The sequence below is a fragment of the Sphingomonas naasensis genome (assembly GCF_004792695.1).
Taxonomy (GTDB): domain Bacteria; phylum Pseudomonadota; class Alphaproteobacteria; order Sphingomonadales; family Sphingomonadaceae; genus Sphingomonas; species Sphingomonas naasensis.
Genome location: NZ_SRXU01000001.1, coordinates 979,298 through 999,317, shown reverse-complemented (window position 1 = coordinate 999,317; position 20,020 = coordinate 979,298). Strand labels below are relative to the sequence as shown.

Sequence of the window (20,020 nt, the reverse complement as noted above, 5' to 3'; positions counted from 1 at the left end):
CGGACGCCCTCGGCACTGGCGATCTCAACTTCACCGGCAACGGCTTCGGCCAGTATCTGTTCGGAAACGCCGGCGCGAACCGTCTCGACGGTGGTGGCGGCGCCGACACGATGACCGGCTTCGACGGCCACGACTGGTACTATGTCGACAATGCCGGAGACGTCGTCGTCGAGGCGGTCGGTCAGGGGTGGGACCGGGTCTATGCGTCGGCGAGCTACACACTGACCGCGGGCGCCGAGATCGAGGAGATTCGCACCACCGACGCCCTCGGCACTGGCGATCTCAACTTCACCGGCAACGGCTTCGGCCAGTATCTGTTCGGAAACGCCGGCGCGAACCGTCTCGACGGTGGTGGCGGCGCCGACACGATGACCGGCTTCGGCGGCCACGACTGGTACTATGTCGACAATGCCGGGGACATCGTCGTCGAGGCGGTCGGTCAGGGGTGGGATCGGGTCTATGCGTCGGCGAGCTACACGCTGACCGCGGCCGCCGAGATCGAGGAAATGCAGACGACCGATATTGCCGGTACTGCCAGCATCAACCTCACCGGCAACGGCTTCGGCCAGTATCTTTTCGGAAATGCCGGCGCGAACCACCTCGACGGTGGTGGCGGCGCCGACACGATGACCGGCTTCGACGGCCACGACTGGTACTATGTCGACAATGCCGGAGACGTCGTCGTCGAGGCGGTCGGCCAAGGGTGGGATCGGGTCTATGCTTCGACGAGCTACACGCTGACCGCGGGCGCCGAGATCGAGGAGATTCAGACGACCGATATTGCCGGTACTGCCAGCATCAACCTCACCGGCAACGGCTTCGGCCAGTATCTTTTCGGAAATGCCGGTGCGAACCGCCTCGACGGAGGCGCCGGAGCCGACATTCTTGAAGGATTCGACGGCAATGACAGCTTTGCATTCACCACTGCGTTAGGAAACGGAAACGTGGATGCGATCGTCGACTTCCAGGCGGGTGACAACATCCTCCTCGACCATGCCGTGTTCACTGGTCTCGAACTCGGTGCACTCATCGGCGGAGCTTTCCATCTGGATGCCAAGCCTCAGCACTTGAATGATCGCATTCTCTACGATGCCGCCACCGGCAGTCTCTATTTCGACGCGGACGGCATTGGTGCCGCAAATGCCATGCTGTTCGCTACCATTACTCCGTGGACCCACCTCAGCGCCTTGGACTTCCAGGTGATCTGACGTGCCCGTGGTCAGAATTCCCGAAGCGTGCAGAACGAAAATAGCGATTGTTCGGCGCGACCGTGCCTGGTTCTGCTCGGCAAGTCCGTAGCGGTGCGGTGACACAACGCCGGCCGCGCCTCGTCAAACCAGCGAACGCCGGTATCCGGCCGGGAGCGGAACGGCAGTTTCATTAGCCAGACGCTGGCCGGCCGCCAAACCGTCTTGCGCAACCCATAATGATGCATATACATCATGTATATGCATCATGATTCGCCCGCCGCATCGGCCGCCTGTGCCTGCACCACGCTTCGCAAGGCCGCACGGGCAGTGACGCGCGCCTATGACGACGCGCTCGCCGTCAACGCGATGACGACCGCACAATTCGCCATCCTGCGGTACATCGCCCGCGGCGAGCCGCTGCCGCTCAGCCGGCTCGCCGAGCAGCTCGCGCTCGACCGGACCTCGCTCTACCGCGCGCTCGCGCCGATCGAGGCCAAGGGTTGGGCGATCGTCGCTGCGGGGGAGGGGAAGACCAAATTGGCTTCGCTCACCGCCGCCGGGCGCGCGGCGATCGCCACCGCGGAGACGGATTGGGAAGGCGTGCAGGAACGGATCGTCGGGGCGATGGGGAAGGAGAAGTGGGTGGAGCTCGAGGCGGCGCTGCAGCTGGTCACCGAACTGGCCCAGCGCGGCCCGGGAGCGCGCGCATGACCGCGATGCTCCGGCGGCTGCCGGTCTCGACGCGCGGCTATGCCGGGATCGTCGTCGCGGTGACCTTTCTCGCGCTCCTCGTCTCGGCGGGGCTGCGCTCGGCGCCGAGCGTGATGATGCTGCCGCTCGAACAGCATTTCGGCTGGGACCGCGCGACGATCTCGGCCTCGGCGGCGATCGGCCTGCTGCTCTACGGGCTGGTCGGGCCCTTCGCCGCGGCGCTGATGCTGTCGATCGGGATCAAGCGGACCATGCTCGGCGGGCTGGTGCTGATGGCCTCGGCGACCTTCGCCAGCCTGTGGATGCGCGAGCCGTGGCAATATGTGCTGAGCTGGGGCCTCGTCTCGGGCGTGGGCAGCGGCGCGGTCGCGTCGGTGCTCGGCGCGGCGGTGGTCAATCGCTGGTTCGCGACGCGGCAGGGGCTGGTGATGGGCATGCTCACAGCCAGCACCGCGACCGGCGCGCTCGTCTTCCTGCCGATGCTGGCCTGGCTCGCGCAGGGCGGCGCGTGGCGGCCGGTCGCGCTCGCGGTTTCGATCGCCTGCGCGGCGATGGTGCCCTTGGTGCTGCTCTTCGTCCCCGAACGGCCGCAGGACGTCGGGGTGCGCCGCTTCGGCGAGACCGGGGACAGCGCACCGCCACCGCCGCTCAAGCAGGCGGCAACCGCGAGCCTCGCCTTCACCGCGCTGTTCCGTGCCGCACGCTCGCCGATGTTCTGGCTGTTGTTCGGCACCTTCTTCGTCTGCGGGCTCACCACCAACGGACTTGTCGGCACGCATCTGATCGCCTTTTGCGGTGATCACGGCATCGCCCCGGTCCAGGCCGCGGGTCTGCTCTCGCTGATGGGGCTGTTCGATCTGGTCGGCACCACCGCCTCGGGCTGGCTGACCGATCGCTATGATCCGCGCAAATTGCTGTTCGTCTATTACGGCATTCGCGGGCTTTCGCTGCTCGCTTTGCCCTTTCTCGATTTCAATGCGCCGAGCCTGTTCCTGTTCGCGCTGTTCTACGGTCTCGACTGGATCGCCACCGTGCCGCCGACGGTGAAGCTCGCCAATCTCAGCTTCGGCGAGCGCGACGCGCCGATCATCTTCGGCTGGGTGATGGTCGGGCACCAGCTCGGCGCCGCCACCGCGGCGTTCGGCGCGGGCGCGATCCGGGCGTGGATGGGCACCTACACCCCGGCTTTCCTGATCGCCGGCGCGTTCGGCCTCGCCGCGGCGGTGGCGATCCTGGCCGGGCGGACCGAGCCGCGGGCGCTCCAGCCCGCGACCTGAGATCAGGCGGCTTCGAGCGTCTCGATGAAGCTGCGCATCTCGCGCATCAGCAGCTGGGTCTTGTCGACGAGGTCGGTGGTCACCGTGCCGAGCTCGCCGGTCACCTCGGCGGCAGCGTCGGCGGCCTGCTCGGCGATGGTCGCGCTGCCGTGGAGGTTCGAGGCGAGCGACGCGGCCGAGCCGGCATATTGCTGGATCGACCGGATCACATTGCCCTGCCGCGCCATCGCCTGCTCGACGGCGCCGGCGACTTCGCTGATCCGGTCGAAGCTCGCGCGCATGTCGCCGACGATGCTCGCCGTCGAATTCACCGCCTCGGTGATTTGGGTGAGCCGGCACCGAATGTCCTTGGTCGCGACCGCGGTCTGCGAGGCGAGTGCCTTCACTTCCTGCGCGACGACCGCGAAGCCATGCCCTGCCGCGCCCGCACGCGCCGCCTCGATCGAGGCATTGAGCGCGAGTAGATTGGTACGCGCCGCCACTTCAGCGATCAGATCGGCGATCGTCCCGGCGCTGCTGGCATAGCCGACCAACGTGGCGAAGCGATCGTCGGCGGCGAGCGACAGCGTGTGGAGATGCGCGGTGGTGGCTTCCTGCGCCGCGATGCTCGTTTCGACGGCCGTGCGCGAATGGCCGAGATTGGCGGATTCGCCGAGCAACACGCTCGCGCCCATCTCTGCCTCGCCGACATTGCCGACGACGCTGCGGACCTGATCCTGCGAGGTGCGCGCGCTCAGCGTGAGCAGCTCGGCCGATTGGCGCGTCTGATCCGCCGCTGCGGCGAGATCGGTGATGCTGCGCACGAACAGATGCTCGAACCGGTTGGCGATCCGGCGGACCTCCTCGTCGCGACTGCGCCGGCTCTCGGTTTCGGCGCGGGTGCGCGCCTCGGCGGCGGTGGCCTGGCGCTGCCACTCCTCGCGCTGCGCCTCGGCGCGGAGCAGGTCGCGCTCGTGCTCGGCAAGCGCGCGCGCCTGGCCCGATTCGAACTGGCTCGCGACCAAGGCGGCCTGCTCGACAATGAAACGCCCGAGCAGCATCACGAACACCGCAAGGAACACCGACATGCCGAGGGGCATGTCCCATAAAACCGCGAAGGCGAGTGCGACGAGGTTGGCGGTGAACAGGAAGGCCAGGCTCGCCGGCGGAAGCGCGGCATAGCGGAGCGCACCGACGGCGATCACGCCGGTGATCACGGTGGCGACCACGACGCGCTCGTGCTCGCTCGCGCTCATTCCGCAGGCGCCGAGAAATACCATCCAGCCCGTGGCGGCCATGGCGGCCTGCGCCACGGTGATGCGAATCGATCGGCGCGCATCGTCGACCTGCCAGTTGCGCTTCTGCTGACGCAGATACCGTACCAGCAACGTGCCGAGGATGCCGAGATGGATGATGAGCGCGATGCAGCGGAAGACGAGATGCTCGGTTTCGCGGAACATGGCCATCATGCCGATGCTGACGATGACTCCCATGGTGAACGTGAACGGGAAGCCGTGCGAAGTCGACTTGATCTGGGTGCGAACCAGATCCTCGGGCAGCACCACCCAGCGACCGTAAACGGTGCGGGCGACGCGTGAGGTCAAGGATCGCAGCGCGGAGATCATCAACCTATTTTAGCGCGAAGATGCGCCGCTACGCGTTTTCACAGGGGCGCTAAGTAGTTGAACGTAGGCCTATCCGGTGTGGCTCACAGCCGCAAATGGATGCCGCGGCGATGGAATGGGAGCAGCGCGGCCAGCACCAGCGCCAGCGCGATCAGCGCATAGGCGAACGAGGCGACATAGGGATCGGGGATCAGCGCGTTCAGTCGCGCGAAGCTCCACGCCTGCACGCTCTCGGCGCCGATGAACAGCCGGAAGCCGGCGATGCCGATCAGCACCGAGAGGATATAGCCGAGGATCGCGTTCATCCCGAGCATGTGGAACGGCGCGAGCAGACGCGGCACGCCTCTGCGGGTCGCGGCCATGCACAAAGCGAGGAGGAGTGCCGCGCTTCCCGAGGTGAAGATCGCGAAGCTGCTCGTCCACAGCTTCTTGTTGATCGGCAGGATCGGGTGGAGGAGCAGCCCCAGCGCGATCAGCGCCGCGCCGGCCAGCGCGATCCGCAGCGTCGCTCGTTCGGGTGCGCGCTGCCACGCGATCGCGGCGAGCATGCCGAACAGCACATTGGCGAGCGCGGGGAGGGTCGAGAGCAGCCCTTCGGGATCGTAGACGATGTTCCCCGCCGCATCGGTGCCGCCGCGCCAGATATGCGCGGTGGTGAACACCAGCCGGTCGACATAGCTCGCGAGATTGCCTTCCGGGCTCAGCTGGCCTGCGCCATGGCCCGGGACGGGCACGAAGGCGAGGAGCGCCCAATAGACGAGCAGCGCGCCCAGCGCTCCGGCGAGGATCGCGCCCGCGCGCAGGCTCCGGCGCCCGTCGGGCAAGCGTGCGGCACAGGCGATCGCGAAGCCGGCGGCTAGCGCGTAGCAGAGCCCGATCCGCTGGAGCACGCCCGGAAAGCGGAAGCTGGCGAGTTCGGGGCGTGCGAGCAGCTGGAGCCCCCAGCCGATCGCGATCAGCAGCAGCGTGCGCCGCGCGATCCGCGCCCAGGTCGCGCCGTCCACCTTGCGCGGAAAGGAGAGGGCGAGCGCCACGCCGACCGCGAACAGAAAGGCGGGGAAGACGAGGTCGGTCGGCGTCCAGCCGTGCCATTCGGCATGATCGAGCGGCCACCAGAGATGCGCCCAGCTCCCCGGCGTGTTGACGAGGATCATACCCGCCACCGCGAGCCCGCGGAAAATGTCGAGACCGGCGAGACGCGGCCTCGCCGCGATCAACCCACGGCCTCCAGCACCGCGGCGCGGAGCTCGGCAAGGCCCATGCCCTTCTCGCTCGAGGTGGCGAGGATATCGGGATGCGCGGCGGGGCGCTTGCGCGCTTCGGCCTCGGTGCGCGCGCGCACCTCGGCGAGCTCGGTCGCCTTGATCTTGTCGGTCTTGGTCAGGACGATCCGGTAGCTCACCGCTGCGGCGTCGAGCATGTCGAGGATCTCGTTGTCGACTTCCTTGATGCCGTGGCGCGAGTCGATCAGCACGAGCGTCCGCTTGAGCACGTCGCGCCCGCGCAGATAGTCGTTGATCAGATAGCGCCACTGGCGCTGCATGTCCTTGGGCGCTTTGGCGAAGCCATAGCCGGGCATGTCGACCAGCCGGAATTTGAGCGGCTCGCCCACGTCGAAGAAGTTGAGCTCCTGCGTGCGCCCCGGCGTGTTCGACGTGCGCGCGAGCGTGTTCCGGCTGGTGAGCCCGTTTATCAGCGACGACTTGCCGACATTCGAACGGCCGGCGAACGCGACCTCGGGCACCGCCGGGTTGGGCAGATGCTCAAGCTTCGGTGCGGATTTCAGGAAGGCGATCGGGCCGGCGAAGATCTTTCGCGCGGCCTCGATCTGATCCTCGTCGAAGCTGCTCACTTCGCCTTGGCTTCCTTCTTGGGCGGATCCTTCTTGATCGGCTCCTTGAGCGCCGGGTGCTTCTTGTAGAGCAGCCATTGCTGGCCGATCGTCAGCACGTTCGACGTGATCCAGTAGACCTGCAGGCCCACCGCGAAAGGTGCCATCAGGAACATCATCATCCACGGCATGATCGAGAAGATCTGCTTCTGCATATCGTCCATCGGCGCCGGGTTGAGCTTGAACTGGAAGTACATCGAGATGCCGAGCAGGATCGGGATCACGCCGATCGCGATGAAGGTCGGCGGCGCGAAGTTGAGCAGCCCGAACAGGTTGAGCGGAGTCAGCGGATCGGGTGCCGAAAGATCGCGGATCCACGCCACGAAAGGCTGATGCCGCATTTCGATCGTGAGCAGCAGCACCTTGTACAGCGCGAACATGATCGGGATCTGGATCAGGATCGGAAGGCAGCCGGCGAGCGGATTGACCTTCTCTTCCTTGTACAGCTTCATGATCTCCTGCTGCTGGCGCTGCTTGTCGTCCTTGTAGCGTTCCTGCAGCGCCTTCATCTTGGGCTGCACCGCGCGCATCGCCGCCATCGAGGCGAACTGGCGCTGGGCGATCGGGAAGAGCAGCAGGCGGATCGTGATCGTCAGCAGGATGATCGCGACGCCGAAATTGCCGACGAGGCGGAACAGCCAGTCGAGATAATAGAAGATCGGCTGCTCGATAACGCCGTACCAGCCCCAGTCGATGGCATGGCCAAACTTCACGATGCCCAGCTCGTCCTGATATTTGTCGAGCAGCTTCACTTCCTTCGCGCCAGCGAAGAAGCGGCTATTGTAGGTGACCTTCTTGCCCGGGGCGAGGTTGATCGGATCGCTGAGCTGATAATCCGCCTGATAGCCCTTGGCCGGGGTCGGGCGCTGCTGGAGCGCGACGGGGACGCGCTGATCGGGGACGAGCGCGGTCAGCCAATAATGGTCGGTATAGCCGACCCAGCCGCCGGTGGTGGCGAATTGCTGCGCCTCCGCGTCGACGTCCTTCCAGTTGACATATTTCGCCGCGCCGCCGGCGCTCGCGATCGGACCGACATGCGCCGCCCATTGATCGGGGTCCGCCGAGCGCTCGGCGCGCGAGATCAGCGCGAACGGCGTGATCGATACCGGCGCGCTGCCGTTGTTCGCCACCGTCTGGCGGATGCTGAACATGTAATTTTCATCGACCGAGAGCTCGATGCGGAACAGCTGGCCGGTCGCGCTCTGCGAGGTCAGCGTCACCGGGGTGGTCGGAGTCAGCCTGGGGCCGCTCGCCTGCCAGATCGTGTTGGCGTCCGGCGTCTCCGCGCCCGCGCCCTGCCAGCCGAACTGCGCGAAATAGGCGCCCTTGGCACCGCTCGGCGAGAGCAGGTGGATCGGCGGCGAATTCTTGGCGACCGTCTCGGCATATTGGGTGAGGACGAGATCGTCGATCCGCGCGCCCTTGAGGTTGATCGAGCCGCGCAGGCTGGGAGTCTCGATCTGCACGCGCGGCGTCTCGGCGAGCACGACCTGACGATCGCGCAGCGCCTTGGGCGAATCGGCCGCGGGATCGGTGCCGGCATTGGCGACCGGCTTGGTCTTGCCGCCCTCGATCTTGACCGAGGCGGGCTGCTGCTGCGGGAAGATCCAGTGAGTGATCTGCGGCCAGCCGAACAGGATCAGTGCGGCCAGCACTGCGAAGATCACGAAATTCTTTTGATCGTCTTTTTTCACCGAATAGTCCCCGGAAAGTCCGTCATGGCACGGGATCGTAGCCGTGCCCGCCCCATGGATGGCAGCGCAGGAGGCGCCTTGCGGCAAGCCAGCCGCCCTTGAGCGCTCCATAGCGGCGAAGCGCCTCGATTGCATAGGCCGAACAGCTGGGCGCGTAGCGGCAGCTGGGCGGCAGGATTCGCGACGGGCCGATCTGCCAGAATCGCGCGATCAGGATGAGGACGCGCGCGATCATCGACCGAGCTTCGCGCACGCCTTGGCCAGCTCGGCCCGGAGCGCGGCATAATCGCGCTCGATCCCGCCGTTGCGGCCGATCAGCACATGGTCCGCGCCGGGAATCCCGGCCTCGGGCAGCACTTCGCGGGCGAGCGCGCGGAAGCGCCGCTTCATGCGGTTGCGCACCACGGCGTTGCCGACTTTTTTGGATACGGTGATGCCGACCCGAATCGTCGGATCGGCATCGTCACGCGCGCGCACCAGCAGGACGAAGCCGGGCATGGGTGCCCGCTTCCCCGCATTGGCGGCGAGATAGTGCTTGCGCTCGGTGAGCCGCGCGAGCGGTACGGCGGTTAGGCCGACAGCTTCTTGCGGCCGCGGGCGCGGCGGGCGCGGATCACGTTGCGGCCACCGACGGTCGCCATCCGCGCGCGGAAGCCGTGCCGGCGCGCACGCACCAGGTTGCTCGGCTGAAAGGTCCGCTTCATCGCTCATCCTCGGTAATCTGGAACGTAAAAGGGCCGCCACAGGGGCGGCCGCGTGTCGGGTGCCCATACGCAGCTCGAGGCCCCAAGTCAACGCGGGTCTGCGGGAAAGCCGAGAACGCGCGCTTCGGCCTCGGCCAGCGCCATCTCCTTGGCACGTTCCTGGCGTCGGCGGAAGCTGCGCCGGCGCAGCGCCATGTCGCTGTAATGGCCGAAACGCGGCCAGCGCCGCTTGAGTCGCGCGAAATGGCGGCGGGCCCAGGTCGCGTTCTTGAGCACCAGCACCAGCCCGAGCGCGAAGACGAGGATCCCGCCGGGGCCGGGGATGATTCCGACCAGCGGCGACGCCGCCATGATCGCAAATCCGAGCACGACCAGTGCGGTGCGGACGAGATGGGGGCGGGTGTTTGAGTTCGCCATGACACCGATGTGGGGTTGCCGTGCGCCGCTGCCAAGTATCCCTTGCCCGATTGTGCAGGTCTTCGTCGCGGCGCGGGCGCGAGTCGCCGATCTCGCCGTTTCGGAGGAGTTCGGTTCCATCGCGGACGAAAGCCGGTAAGAACAGGCGCTGGGGAGGGCGGCGCATGATCGCGAGCGTTTCGACGGTGGCCTATCTGGGGCTCGAAGCGCGCGCGGTCGAAGTCCAGTGCAACCTCGTCGCCGGGCTGCCGAGCTTCGTCGTCGTCGGATTGCCCGACAAGGCCGTGGCCGAAAGCCGCGAACGCGTCCGCGCCGCGATCGCCGCAATCGGGCTCGCGCTGCCGCCCAAGCGGATCATCCTCAATCTGTCGCCTGCCGACCTGCCCAAGGAAGGCGCGCATTTCGATCTGCCGATCGCACTCGCGCTGCTCGCGGCGATGGGCGTCGCCGATGCCGAGACGCTGTCGGGCTATGTCGTCGTGGGCGAGCTCGGCCTCGACGGACGAATCGCGCCGTCGCCGGGCGTGCTGCTCGCCGCGCTGCACGCTTCGGAGACCGGCAAGGGGCTGGTCTGTCCGGTGGCGCAGGGCCCTGAAGCGGCGTGGGCCGGATCGGTCGAAGTGGTCGCCGCGCCCGATCTGATCGGGCTGCTCAATCACTTCAAGGGCAACCAGCTGCTCCCTGCCGCGCCGGCGGGCGAGATCGAGGCGGCAGGGTACGGCCCCGATCTCGCGCAGGTGAAGGGGCAGGAGACGGCGAAGCGCGCGCTAGAGATCGCCGCGGCGGGCGGGCACAACATGATCATGGTCGGGCCGCCGGGCGCGGGCAAATCGCTGCTCGCGTCGTGCCTACCAGGCATCCTGCCGCCGCTCGACGCCGCCGAGGCGCTCGAAGTCTCGATGGTGGCCTCGGTCGCCGGGACGTTGTCGAGCGGTCAGCTGACGCGCACCCGGCCGTTCCGCAGCCCGCATCATTCGGCGTCGATGGCGGCGCTCACCGGGGGTGGGCTGCGGGTCAAGCCCGGCGAGGTCAGCCTCGCGCATCTCGGCGTGCTGTTTCTCGACGAGCTTCCCGAGTTCCAGCGCGCGGTGCTCGATTCGCTGCGCCAGCCGCTCGAGGCTGGCGTGGTCAGCGTCGCGCGCGCCAATGCCCATGTCACCTTTCCCGCGCGCGTCCAGCTGATCGCGGCGATGAACCCGTGCCGCTGCGGCCATCTCGGCGATCCCGCGCTCGCCTGCGCTCGCGCCCCGCGCTGCGCCGCCGACTATCAGGCCAAGGTCTCGGGGCCGCTGCTGGATCGCATCGACCTGCACGTCGAGGTCCAGCCGGTCACCGCCGCCGATCTGGTGCTGCCGGCCGCGTCCGAGAGCTCGGCGGAGGTCGCGGCGCGCGTCGCCGCTGCCCGTGGAATCCAGACAGCACGTTATTGCGGGGCCCCCGCGCGCACGAACGCCGAGGCGGAGGGCGAGATGCTCACCGAGGTTGCGACGCCCGACGCGCCCGGCAGCCAGTTGCTCGCCCAGGCCGCCGAAGCGCTGCGCCTTTCCGCGCGCGGCTATACCCGCGTGCTCCGCGTCGCGCGCACGATCGCCGATCTCGCCGGCGCGGACGGCGTCGGGCGCATGCACGTGGCAGAGGCGCTGAGCTATCGCCGTCAGGTTCCGCGCAGCTGACGCTCATCCGGGCCGGACGCGGACATCCGAGAAATAGCCGATCGTCTCGGGCCCGATCTGCAGCGCCACCGCACCGGCCCCATCCGGGCCCGAGCGCAGATCGTTGACGACGAGCGCAGGCTGGTCGCTGCCGTTGAGGTACAACCGCGCCTTGTCGCCGCGCACCTCGATGCGGAACTTCACCCAGCGGCCGACCGCGACATCGGCATAGCTCTCATATTGACCCGGCGCCGAGGCGCGCAGCCGATCCCAGGGGAAGTCCGGCTCATATTCATATTGCACCGTGCGGTTGCGCCGCAGCTGATCGGGCGCGCGGCCATTGGTCATCCGCACATAGAGGACGTCGTAGCGCTTCGGCACGCCGTTGATGCGGAAGGCGATCCCGACAAAGCCGCGCGCCCCGGGCGAGCTGCCCGGCGTCGGCATGCCGGTGAGATAGCCGTCGATGACGCCGTCATGAAACGCCGGGCCGGGGAGCGGCACCAGCCGTTCGGCGCTGACGAGCCCCGCGCGATCGACCACCCGTGTCGCCTTGCGGCCCGCATGGCTTGCCTGGGTAACCTCGATCGCCGGGCTCTGCGTTCCCGACGCGAGCGGCAACGCCACCGCCACCGTCGTGGCCAAAGCCACTGCGGCGCATGCCGCCATGGCCCCCGCGATCATGCCGTTCCTTGCCAATTTGCCTCGATCCGATTCAGCGCTGGAGGAAGCTGGTCTTCGCCGCGGTGAGCAGCGGGTTGGTCTTGCTGCCGGGCAGATAGCCGTAATTGACCGTCCAGATGATCGCCCCGCCCAATTTGGTCTCGCGCACCCATTTGCCCTTGGCGGCGATCGAGGCTTCGTCCTCGTAGCTCAGAAAGCCCGCCCGGCTGAGACTTGGCTCGAGCGCGGGGACGTAGCCGCCGCCAGGATAGGAACGATAGCCGACCTGCGAGATCTCGTCCCAATAATAGGTGCCGTGCGAGAGATAGCCGAGCCGCACCAGCTCCGAATAGCGCAGCGCGACGTCGTTGGTTTCGAAGATGTTGTTGTGTTCGGTGTCCTGGCGCGGCCCCGTGATCGTCGGGCCGTAGAAGATGCCGTAGAAGCCGATGCCGATGCCGATGCGTTCGCGCGGCACGCCGGTCTTCACATAGGCGGTGATGCTGCTGTCGAGATCGCGCGGCGTGGTGCCGGTGGCGCCGAAGATCGGCGAGGAGAACCACGATGACCAGCCCGCTTGGTTCCACGCGGTGCCGATGCCATAGCTCATCAGGTTGAACTGATCGACGAGGTTGGCGATGTCGGCCTGCCATTGCTGGACCTTGCCGCCCGGTTCGAGGTCGTTGATGCTCACCGTATAGTGCGGATAGGTGATCAGCACGCCTGTGTTCGGCGCCTGATAGCGCGGGCGCGCATTGGCGGCGGCGCGAACGTCGATGATCAGCTGCTTGAGGCGGCGGCGCGCTTCGATCGGATCGATCTTGGCATCGCGGGTCTCCTGGGTATCCGCGAGATAATTTTCCCAGTCGACATCGACCCCATCATAGTCATGGGCGACGAGGTAATCGACGATGTTCTTGACGAAGGTCGGGCGGATATTGTCGGCAGTGGATTTGTAGAATCCGATCCCGTCCGCGCCGTCGCCGCCCAGCATCAGCAACGCCTTGGTGCCCGCCGTGTGCGCGCGCCCGATCAGATAGTCCTCGACGGTCTTGTTGGGATCGGGGCGCTCGGGGTCATGCGGATCCTGGGAGCTGCCGCCGCCAGGAACGAGTTCACCCGGAACACCCCCCGGCAGCGACCCGCCACCCGGTGCCACGCGGCCGAAGACGAAGTGCGTCATCGCGCGCATATCGACCTGCTCGGGCGGATAATCCGGCCAGAAATAGCCGACATAATAGCCGGTCACCCAAGGCGTGGCCGACGGCGTCGGGGACGGTGACGGCGAGGGAGTGGGGGAGGGGGAAGGGGTGGGTGAAGGGCTCGGCGACGGGGAGGGGCTGGGCGAAGGCGCAGGCGAGACGATGCCGCCGCCACCTCCGCCGCCGCCGCAGCCGCTAACGGCGAGCGCCAGCGCGGCCGCGAGCGTCGCGCGGGCGGCGGGCATGCGGGGAGCGGCTCTGTGGATCGAACGCATAACTGTTCCTCCCGATCGGATCGCCGGTCGATCCGGCGGACGGGGCGAGGGAGGCCTTGCATACTTAAGCCGGACTTAAAGCCATCACGGGACATCGACGAAGGGGTGATTTCCTGTCGACGAACACGGATCGCGCGGCGCGAAACTATCCACGGATTTGCCCCTCACGGTGGCATTTCGGGATATGGCAATCTGAATCGCGCCGCCCTATAGGCTCGTGCGAGGCATCTTCTGCGCCGCGGCAAAGGCGGTCTCACGGGATGCGGGTGTGGCGGAATTGGTAGACGCAGCGGATTCAAAATCCGCCTCTGAGTGATCAGATTGTCGGTTCGAGTCCGACCACCCGTACCAGAATGGTTTCCGCCTCCGCCTAGACTTTAGCCCCGCAATAGTCCGGCGGCAGCGCGATGCGCCGATCGATGCCGATCGCCGCGAGGAAGCACTCGTCATGACTGACGACGAGGAGCGCCCCGTCATAGGCGAGCAGCCCGGCCTCGACCGCCGCGACCGCCTCTAGATCGAGATGGTTGGTCGGCTCGTCGAGCAGGAGCAGCGCCGGCGGCGCGGGATTGGCGAGGATGCACGCCAGCCCCGCGAGCAGCATCTGCCCGCCGCTCAACGAACCCGCCGGTTGATCGGCCGCCTCGGCGCGGAAGCGGAAGCGGGCGAGCGCGGCGCGGCAATCATTCTCGCTGACGCCGGGATTGAGCCGCATGAAGTTCTCGGCGATCGTCTCGCCGGGGCGCAGGATGCTGACATGCTGGTCGAGCAAGGTGAATGCGCCATGCCGCGTCACGCTTCCGGACCGGGGCGCCAGCGCGCCCGTGATGACGCGGATCAGCGTTGATTTGCCCGCGCCGTTCGCGCCGGTGACTGCGATCCGCTCGGGCCCGGTGATCTTCAGCGACAGGTCGCGCAGGATCGGGGCGCCTTCTGCATATCCGGCGGTCACCTCGTCGAGGGTGAGCACCTCGTGCGACGGGTTGAGGCCGGTCGAAGCGATCCGGACCGAGAGCGGCTCGACCCGCTCGATCTGGTCCTTCGCCTCGGCCACCGCGCGATCGGCCTCGCCGAGCTGCCGCTGCGCCAGTCGACGATTTTCGGCGCCGCTATTCTCCGCGCGTTCGCGCCGCGCACCGAGCAGGATGCGGGGCATCCCGCCGCGCGCTGCCGCGCGACCACCCGCCGCGTCGCGGCGTTGCTGGCGCTCGGCGGTAAGCTGCGTCCTGCGCGCGATGTCGGTCCGCTGTCGCCGGGCGACCTCGAGATCGCGCTCGGCCGCGGCGCGCTCGACCGCCTTGCGCGCGCTATAATCGCTCCAGTTGCCGCCATAGCGGCGCGCGCCCAGCGTGGTGAGCTCGACGATCGCATCCATCGTCTCGAGCAGCGCGCGGTCGTGGCTGACCACCACAGCGCCCGCGCGCCAATTCTCCAGCAGCGCACGGACAAGGTCACGCCCTTCGCGATCGAGATTGTTGGTTGGCTCGTCCAGCAGCAGGAAATCGGGCTCAGCAAAGACCAGTCCTGCCAACGCCGCACGAGTCCGCTGGCCGCCCGACAGGCGGACGAGCGGAGTCTCGAGCGCAAAGTCGAGGCCTGCCGCGGCGAGCGCTTCGGCCGCGCGCGGCTCCAGCGTCCAGTCGGCCTCGGCCAGATCGTCCATCGTCGCGGTGCCGTTCTCGGCCCGGCGCAGGATGGCGAGCGCCTCGCGGATGCCGAGCAGATCGGACAGGGTTTCGTCAGGCGCGACCTGAACGGTCTGCCGCAACGCAGCCACCGTGCCTTGAACGTGGATGGTGCCCCGCGCCGGCGCGAGCTGGCCCGCCAGAAGCTTGAGCAAGGTCGATTTGCCGACGCCGTTCCGTCCCGTCAGTCCGGTGCGCTCGGCGCCGGCGAAGTCGAGGGTCAGGTCGTCGAGGACACGGTGTCCGTCAGGCGTGGACCAGGCGAGATGGGAAACGGAGATCGAAGCGGACATGGGCAGAGCTTTCCTTGGCGGCAAGGCGGGTGGGCATTGCAGTCAAGGTGAGGTCCATCGTCGCGTACTCCTGCGTTGAGGCCGGAGGTAGGTGCGGGGCATTCGCGGGTCAAGTCGAGCGGCGCGAGCATGCCGATACGGCGGAGGCGCCCGCGTGGATTGCGCTCGAAAGCGTTGCCCTGATGCGGTACAGTCGCATTCCCGGAACGAAACCCCTAAGGGCGTTCCGTATGAGAGGATGCGATGTCTGAAGGATCGGGCGGGCCATGGACCTCGTCTGGAGCGCATGTATCGGCGCCCCCGCACGAAGTTGGTCGAAGCGAAAACGTCGAGCCGGCGCGCCCTGAGGGCCGTCTGCCGGCGTTCCCGGCCGAGCGCGCCGAACGCGGCATCCAGCTCGTCTCGCGACTCGCCGGGCCCGCCGTGTTCGTCCTCGCGCTGGGCGGAATCGCATGGTGGTTGATCAAATAGCCAAGACCCGCGACTCCCGCGCCTGGCCGACCGGCGCGACGACAGGAGCGGATCGCAAGACGCGCTGAAAACTTCCGATACGCGAACGTATCGATGATCTCGCTCCGGGCACGGGTCGTCCCGAAAAGTCCCCTGGTTCGCCGCCGCCCGCTTGCCTTCGCCGGATGCATATGGCCCTGCTGCGCCGCAGCAAGTTCTACGCGTTTATCAGTACGTGGAATTGCTGGCCCGCAAAGGGTGTGTTGCGTCAGGGAGTATCGGGTGTCGCATGTCAAAGATTGACCTCGCGATCCGCGGCTATCCGAGTCGAACGCCGTTCGTCTCGGCAGCGAGGCGAAGCGCCAAGATATGGTTGTGCCTCGCGCTGATCGGCGCCGATGCGCTGGCGCTCTTCATCGGCTTCGCGGTCGGCCTCAGCGTCGAGCAGCCCGGCACGATCTCGGGCAATGTCTGGACCTCGATGCTCGGCGCGATCCTCGTCTTCGTGGGCATCGCTTTCCAGAACGAGGCCTATGCCAGCAAGAGCCTGACCAGCGGCGTGACGAGCTGCCGCCAAGCGCTGGTCTCGATCGCGGCGACGCTGCTGCTCTTCCTGCTCGTGGTGTTCTCGCTCAAGGTGACCGGCCGGATGCCGCGGTTCGCGCTTTCGCTCGGCATCATCTCGACCGTGGTGCTGATCCTCAGTCAGCGCATTCTGATCTGCCACCTCGTCCAGCGCCTCTATGGCAGCCAGCTCCACACCGAGCTGGTGATCGTCGACGGCGGCAACGTGCCCGACGCCTATCTGGGCAGCGACATCGTCGATGCCGGCGTCGCGGCGCTGCGCTCGGACCTCGACGACCCCTATATGCTCAACCGGCTCGGCACCTTGCTGCGGCATTATGACCGCGTCGTCATCAGCTGCGCGCCCGAGCGCAAGGTCGAATGGGCGCAGGTGCTCAAGGGTGCCAACATCCAGGGCGAGATCATCGTCCCCGAGATCGGCGAGCTCGGCCCGCTGGCCGTGCACCAGCTGAGCGGCGCCACCACCGTCGTCGTCTCGCGCGGGCCGCTCAGCCTCGCCGACCGCGCCAAGAAGCGCGCGCTCGACATCGCGCTGACCGTGCCGGTGCTGATCATGCTGCTGCCGCTGATGGTCGCGGTGGCGCTCGCCATTCGCCTCGATTCTCCGGGTCCGGTCTTCTTCCGTCAGGAGCGGATGGGGCGCGGCAACCGCATCTTCCACATCCTCAAATTCCGCAGCATGCGCGTCGAGACGAGCGACTCGGACGGCACGCGCTCGGCGAGCCGCGACGATGATCGGATCACGCGGATCGGCCGGCTGATCCGGCGGACGAGCATCGACGAACTGCCGCAGCTGATCAACGTGCTGCTCGGCGAGATGAGCCTTGTCGGGCCGCGCCCGCACGCGCTCGGCTCGCTTGCCGGCGACGAGCTGTTCTGGCGCGTCGACCGCCAATATTGGCACCGTCATGCGCTCAAGCCGGGCATCACCGGTCTCGCGCAGGTCCGCGGCTTCCGCGGCGCGACCGAGCATCGCCGCGACATCGTCAATCGGCTCGAGGCCGACCTCGAATATCTCCAGGGGTGGAGCCTGATGCGCGACATCGGCATCCTCGCGATGACCGCGCAGGTGCTGACGCACAAGAACGCCTATTGAGCCACGCGCGGGCGAAAAGCCGCTCGCGCTCGATGTTAATGATCGCCAAAAAGCTTCCATAAAGGATTTTCGGCGATAGCCGCTGCGGGCAACAAGGATCGCGGGCAGTGGCAAAGAAACTGGTGATGGCGAACGATGCCGACGCGCGCGTCGCCGAGCAGGCGCAAGCGCAGCCGATGTGGCTGATGCCGGCGGACGTCAACGAACCTCTATCCGAGCGCCTCGTCCAGGCGGGCTCGCGTTGGGCGGGCATCGCCAGTTTCGTGGTCGCGCTTGGCGCGGTCGGCCTCTGGCTGCTCGGCTGAATCCGACTCGCGTCGGCAGCTGCGGGACGGTCGTTCCCGTCCAGAAACGAACAAGCCGTGCCTCGGGTACGACCAACCGAATTAACTAAGGTGGGCAGCGGCGACCGAACGCTCTAGCATGACCAAATTGCTGCACTGCAATGAGGTCCTGAGCGCGTGCTTTGCTCTGGCGAAAGCGTATCTAATCTAAATTGTTTCGCAGCTGCGAAGGGCTGGGAGACTGTGCGACGACGCGTGTTCAAGCGTCGATCGGCCGAGCTTTTTGCGGGCACTATGTTGCTCTGCACAATGTCGGTCGCATCGGCGCGGGCGCAGGAAGTCGATCGACCCAAGCCCAAGGCGCAGCCGCAGGCCGAGCAAGGGCTGCGGATCGAGCCGTCATTGTCGATCGTCTATGACGACAATGTCTATCGCGTCGATTCCGACGCGGCGGATCCCGTCGCCGATGTGATCGTCACCCCGGCGATCGAGGCGCGCTTCGATCGCGACATCGGCGTCCGCGCTATAAGCCTGCGCGCATTGGTCGGCTACGACCGGTTCGTCTCGGAAAGCGGCCGGAGCAAGCCGCGCCTCGAGCTCGAGGGTTCGGGCAAGCTGCTGATCGCCGGCACCTGCGCGGTGAAGCCTTATGCGAGCTATCGCCAGCAGCGCGCCGATTATGGCGACATCAACAGCGCCAGCGAGAACCTTCAGAAATTCTCGACGCTCGGCGTCTCGGCCGATTGCGAGCGGCCCGCCGGCCTCTATCCGGTGGCGAGCTGGCGGCGCGACACCACGCGCAACGGCGATGGCTTCGAATATGCCGATCAGACCAGCAACCTCTGGCGTGCCGGGGTGGGCTACGCCAAGCCGAGCCTCGGCAAGCTCACTGCCTATTACGAGCACGTCACCAGCGACCGGCCGGCGCTGGCGGCGGAGAATCGCAGCGACGCCTGGGGGCTGTCCTTCTCGCGCGCGGTCTCGCCGCTGACGTCGATCGACGCCGATTTCCGCTGGATGCACGTGACGAGCACCTCCGCGGCGATCGGTGACTATGACGGCCCGGGCTGGGCGGTGCGCGTCTCGACAATGGCGATTCCGCGCGTGAAGCTCACCGCATCGACCGAGCGGACGATCGTCAACGACAGCCTGATCGCCACCGGCTTCGCGATCCGTACGGCGCATCGTCTCTCGGCCGAGGTCGGGCTGAGCGAGCTCACCACGATCGGCGCGTTCGGCGAGCTCGTCCGGCGCGATTTCCGTCAGGACGCTGCGATCCGGCCGTTCAGCTACACCCATGATCGAACCAACCAGTTCGGTTTGATTGCGCGGCGCAAGATCAGCGAGGCGCTCGCGCTGGATCTGTCGCTCACGCATCTCGACCGCGCCACTAACAGCGATGTCTCGAACTATCGGGCGAACCGTGTCTCGCTCGGCGCAACCATGAGGTTTTGAACCTATGAGGTACATGCAACATCACCGAACCCGCCTTCCGGCCCTCGCGCTGGCAGTATCGATCCTCGCTTTTCCGGCGGCCGCGCAGACCAGCGGCGCCGGACTCGCCGCGGCGACCCCGCCGCCAGGGGCTGCCGCTGCTGCGCCGCCTGCTGCGGCCGCCGCCGCGACGGCACCTGCTGCCGCGCCCGGCTACCGGCTCGGTCCCGACGATGAGGTCAAGGTGTTCATCTATGGCCAGCCCGATCTCTCGGTCACCACCCGGGTGAAGGCCGACGGAACGATCCGCCTCGCGATGCTCGGCGCGGTCGATGTGCGCGGCAAGACCACCGCCGAGCTCGCCGATGCGATCGCCAGCGGCTATGCTTCGGGCGGCTATCTCGAGCGGCCCTCGGTCAATGTCGAGGTGTCGCAGTTCGTCAGCCGCTCGGTCGCCGTGCTCGGCAACGTGTCCGAGGCGGGCAACTATCCGCTAGACCGGCCCTATACGGTCGCCTCGATGCTCGCCAAGGCGGGCGGGGCGAATGCGACCGGCGCCAATGCCGTGATCCTGACGCCCGCGGACGGCAGCGGCCCGGTGCGGATCTCGCTGGCCGACATGAACGCCGGCGCCAATCGCCCGCTCGGCCCTGGCGACATCCTGTTCGTGCCGCCGGCCGAGAAGGTCTATGTCTATGGGCAGGTGCAGGGCCCCGGCGCCTTCAACTTCGTTCCCGGCCAGACCTTCCGCCAGGCGCTCGCGCTGGCCGGCGGGCCGACGCTCGCCGGGTCGACCAAACGCATCAAGGTGCGCCGTGCGGGCAAGGAGATCGAGGGCATCACCCTCGATGACGCCGTCCAGCCCGAGGACGTGCTGATCATCCGCGAGAAACTGTTTTGAGCGTAACCCACG

Annotated in this window: 18 protein-coding genes, 1 tRNA gene and 1 pseudogene; 9 read left to right on the top strand and 11 right to left on the bottom strand. The window is 67.2% G+C overall.

Going from position 1 to position 20,020, the window contains the following annotated elements; translation table 11 throughout:
• The 3 genes from E5A74_RS04605 to E5A74_RS04595 all read left to right on the top strand — a co-directional run.
• The coding region (locus tag E5A74_RS04605; RefSeq protein WP_135983043.1) for a calcium-binding protein at positions 1 to 1,208 on the top strand (1,208 nt) is incomplete at its 5' end.
• Positions 1,209 to 1,442: 234 nt separating this feature from the next.
• Positions 1,443 to 1,901, top strand: coding sequence for a MarR family winged helix-turn-helix transcriptional regulator (locus tag E5A74_RS04600; protein ID WP_135983042.1), 459 nt, complete (start codon positions 1,443 to 1,445; stop codon positions 1,899 to 1,901).
• Positions 1,898 to 3,178 carry an MFS transporter gene (locus E5A74_RS04595; RefSeq protein WP_135983041.1) on the top strand — a complete coding sequence of 427 codons (1,281 nt, stop codon included), beginning with the start codon at positions 1,898 to 1,900 and terminating at the stop codon, positions 3,176 to 3,178. Before E5A74_RS04600 ends, E5A74_RS04595 begins: the two co-directional genes overlap by 4 nt.
• Positions 3,179 to 3,180: 2 nt before the next feature.
• On the opposite strand, the gene E5A74_RS04590 is transcribed toward E5A74_RS04595, so the two are convergent.
• From E5A74_RS04590 to E5A74_RS04555, 8 genes and pseudogenes are all read right to left on the bottom strand, one after another.
• Positions 3,181 to 4,782, bottom strand: a complete 1,602-nt coding sequence (locus tag E5A74_RS04590; RefSeq protein WP_135983040.1) for a methyl-accepting chemotaxis protein — start codon at positions 4,780 to 4,782, stop codon at positions 3,181 to 3,183.
• A gap of 83 nt (positions 4,783 to 4,865) precedes the next feature.
• The gene (locus tag E5A74_RS04585) at positions 4,866 to 5,999 is read right to left on the bottom strand and encodes an acyltransferase family protein (RefSeq protein WP_240699641.1); all 1,134 of its coding nucleotides are present in this window, start codon (positions 5,997 to 5,999) and stop codon (positions 4,866 to 4,868) included.
• On the bottom strand, positions 5,996 to 6,634 hold the full coding sequence (gene yihA / locus E5A74_RS04580; protein ID WP_240699640.1) for a ribosome biogenesis GTP-binding protein YihA/YsxC: 639 nt from the start codon (positions 6,632 to 6,634) through the stop codon (positions 5,996 to 5,998). Before yihA ends, E5A74_RS04585 begins: the two co-directional genes overlap by 4 nt.
• A complete protein-coding gene (gene yidC, locus E5A74_RS04575) occupies positions 6,631 to 8,367 on the bottom strand; it encodes a membrane protein insertase YidC (RefSeq protein ID WP_240699639.1) in 1,737 nt (578 codons plus the stop codon). The genes yihA and yidC overlap by 4 nt, the downstream gene beginning before the upstream one ends.
• Before the next feature lie 22 nt (positions 8,368 to 8,389).
• Positions 8,390 to 8,602: a membrane protein insertion efficiency factor YidD gene (gene yidD, locus E5A74_RS04570; RefSeq protein ID WP_135983037.1), complete on the bottom strand. Its 213-nt coding sequence runs from the start codon at positions 8,600 to 8,602 to the stop codon at positions 8,390 to 8,392.
• Positions 8,599 to 8,910 (bottom strand): annotated as a pseudogene (gene rnpA / locus E5A74_RS04565) (ribonuclease P protein component); the annotation flags it as partial. The pseudogene rnpA and the gene yidD, both read right to left, overlap by 4 nt.
• A 26-nt stretch (positions 8,911 to 8,936) precedes the next feature.
• Entirely contained in the window at positions 8,937 to 9,071 is a 135-nt protein-coding gene (gene rpmH, locus E5A74_RS04560) for a 50S ribosomal protein L34 (protein WP_135983209.1), read from the bottom strand.
• 87 nt (positions 9,072 to 9,158) lie between these two features.
• The gene (locus tag E5A74_RS04555) at positions 9,159 to 9,488 is read right to left on the bottom strand and encodes a hypothetical protein (RefSeq protein WP_240699637.1); all 330 of its coding nucleotides are present in this window, start codon (positions 9,486 to 9,488) and stop codon (positions 9,159 to 9,161) included.
• Between the two features lie 164 nt (positions 9,489 to 9,652).
• Here E5A74_RS04555 and E5A74_RS04550 point away from each other — a divergent pair, with 164 nt between their 5' ends.
• Positions 9,653 to 11,161 carry a YifB family Mg chelatase-like AAA ATPase gene (locus tag E5A74_RS04550; RefSeq protein WP_135983036.1) on the top strand — a complete coding sequence of 503 codons (1,509 nt, stop codon included), beginning with the start codon at positions 9,653 to 9,655 and terminating at the stop codon, positions 11,159 to 11,161.
• Positions 11,162 to 11,164: 3 nt separating this feature from the next.
• On the opposite strand, the gene E5A74_RS04545 is transcribed toward E5A74_RS04550, so the two are convergent.
• On the bottom strand, positions 11,165 to 11,824 hold the full coding sequence (locus E5A74_RS04545; protein ID WP_135983035.1) for a LamG domain-containing protein: 660 nt from the start codon (positions 11,822 to 11,824) through the stop codon (positions 11,165 to 11,167).
• A gap of 31 nt (positions 11,825 to 11,855) precedes the next feature.
• Positions 11,856 to 13,250: a glycosyl hydrolase family 18 protein gene (locus tag E5A74_RS04540; RefSeq protein WP_166745600.1), complete on the bottom strand. Its 1,395-nt coding sequence runs from the start codon at positions 13,248 to 13,250 to the stop codon at positions 11,856 to 11,858.
• Positions 13,251 to 13,542: 292 nt separating this feature from the next.
• Here E5A74_RS04540 and E5A74_RS04530 point away from each other — a divergent pair.
• Positions 13,543 to 13,631 (top strand) — tRNA-Leu (locus E5A74_RS04530).
• A 19-nt stretch (positions 13,632 to 13,650) separates the two neighbouring features.
• Here E5A74_RS04530 and E5A74_RS04525 read toward each other — a convergent pair.
• The gene (locus tag E5A74_RS04525; protein ID WP_135983032.1) at positions 13,651 to 15,258 is read right to left on the bottom strand and encodes an ABC-F family ATP-binding cassette domain-containing protein; all 1,608 of its coding nucleotides are present in this window, start codon (positions 15,256 to 15,258) and stop codon (positions 13,651 to 13,653) included.
• Positions 15,259 to 15,997: 739 nt separating this feature from the next.
• On the opposite strand from E5A74_RS04525, the gene E5A74_RS04520 reads away from it, so the two are divergent.
• From E5A74_RS04520 to E5A74_RS04505, 4 genes are all read left to right on the top strand, one after another.
• Entirely contained in the window at positions 15,998 to 17,389 is a 1,392-nt protein-coding gene (locus E5A74_RS04520) for an exopolysaccharide biosynthesis polyprenyl glycosylphosphotransferase (RefSeq protein WP_135983031.1), read from the top strand.
• A 107-nt stretch (positions 17,390 to 17,496) separates the two neighbouring features.
• Complete coding sequence (locus E5A74_RS04515) at positions 17,497 to 17,694, top strand: hypothetical protein (RefSeq protein WP_135983030.1); 198 nt, start codon at positions 17,497 to 17,499, stop codon at positions 17,692 to 17,694.
• Between the two features lie 273 nt (positions 17,695 to 17,967).
• The gene (locus tag E5A74_RS04510; protein ID WP_135983029.1) at positions 17,968 to 19,128 is read left to right on the top strand and encodes a porin family protein; all 1,161 of its coding nucleotides are present in this window, start codon (positions 17,968 to 17,970) and stop codon (positions 19,126 to 19,128) included.
• A gap of 13 nt (positions 19,129 to 19,141) precedes the next feature.
• Positions 19,142 to 20,008, top strand: a complete 867-nt coding sequence (locus E5A74_RS04505) for a polysaccharide biosynthesis/export family protein (RefSeq protein WP_135983028.1) — start codon at positions 19,142 to 19,144, stop codon at positions 20,006 to 20,008.
• Positions 20,009 to 20,020 lie beyond the last annotated feature (12 nt).

What these genes read in the sequence shown, in the direction of transcription:
- E5A74_RS04520 (WP_135983031.1), top strand. Translation starts at nt 15,998, where the DNA reads ATGTCAAAGATTGACCTCGCGATCCGCGGCTATCCGAGTCGAACGCCG.
- E5A74_RS04595 (WP_135983041.1), top strand. Translation starts at nt 1,898, where the DNA reads ATGACCGCGATGCTCCGGCGGCTGCCGGTCTCGACGCGCGGCTATGCC.
- E5A74_RS04545 (WP_135983035.1), bottom strand. Translation starts at nt 11,824, where the DNA reads ATGATCGCGGGGGCCATGGCGGCATGCGCCGCAGTGGCTTTGGCCACG.
- E5A74_RS04510 (WP_135983029.1), top strand. Translation starts at nt 17,968, where the DNA reads ATGTTGCTCTGCACAATGTCGGTCGCATCGGCGCGGGCGCAGGAAGTC.
- E5A74_RS04525 (WP_135983032.1), bottom strand. Translation starts at nt 15,258, where the DNA reads ATGTCCGCTTCGATCTCCGTTTCCCATCTCGCCTGGTCCACGCCTGAC.
- E5A74_RS04540 (WP_166745600.1), bottom strand. Translation starts at nt 13,250, where the DNA reads ATGCCCGCCGCCCGCGCGACGCTCGCGGCCGCGCTGGCGCTCGCCGTT.
- E5A74_RS04555 (WP_240699637.1), bottom strand. Translation starts at nt 9,488, where the DNA reads ATGGCGAACTCAAACACCCGCCCCCATCTCGTCCGCACCGCACTGGTC.
- E5A74_RS04600 (WP_135983042.1), top strand. Translation starts at nt 1,443, where the DNA reads ATGTATATGCATCATGATTCGCCCGCCGCATCGGCCGCCTGTGCCTGC.
- E5A74_RS04505 (WP_135983028.1), top strand. Translation starts at nt 19,142, where the DNA reads ATGCAACATCACCGAACCCGCCTTCCGGCCCTCGCGCTGGCAGTATCG.
- E5A74_RS04590 (WP_135983040.1), bottom strand. Translation starts at nt 4,782, where the DNA reads ATGATCTCCGCGCTGCGATCCTTGACCTCACGCGTCGCCCGCACCGTT.
- E5A74_RS04550 (WP_135983036.1), top strand. Translation starts at nt 9,653, where the DNA reads ATGATCGCGAGCGTTTCGACGGTGGCCTATCTGGGGCTCGAAGCGCGC.
- yidD (WP_135983037.1), bottom strand. Translation starts at nt 8,602, where the DNA reads ATGATCGCGCGCGTCCTCATCCTGATCGCGCGATTCTGGCAGATCGGC.
- rpmH (WP_135983209.1), bottom strand. Translation starts at nt 9,071, where the DNA reads ATGAAGCGGACCTTTCAGCCGAGCAACCTGGTGCGTGCGCGCCGGCAC.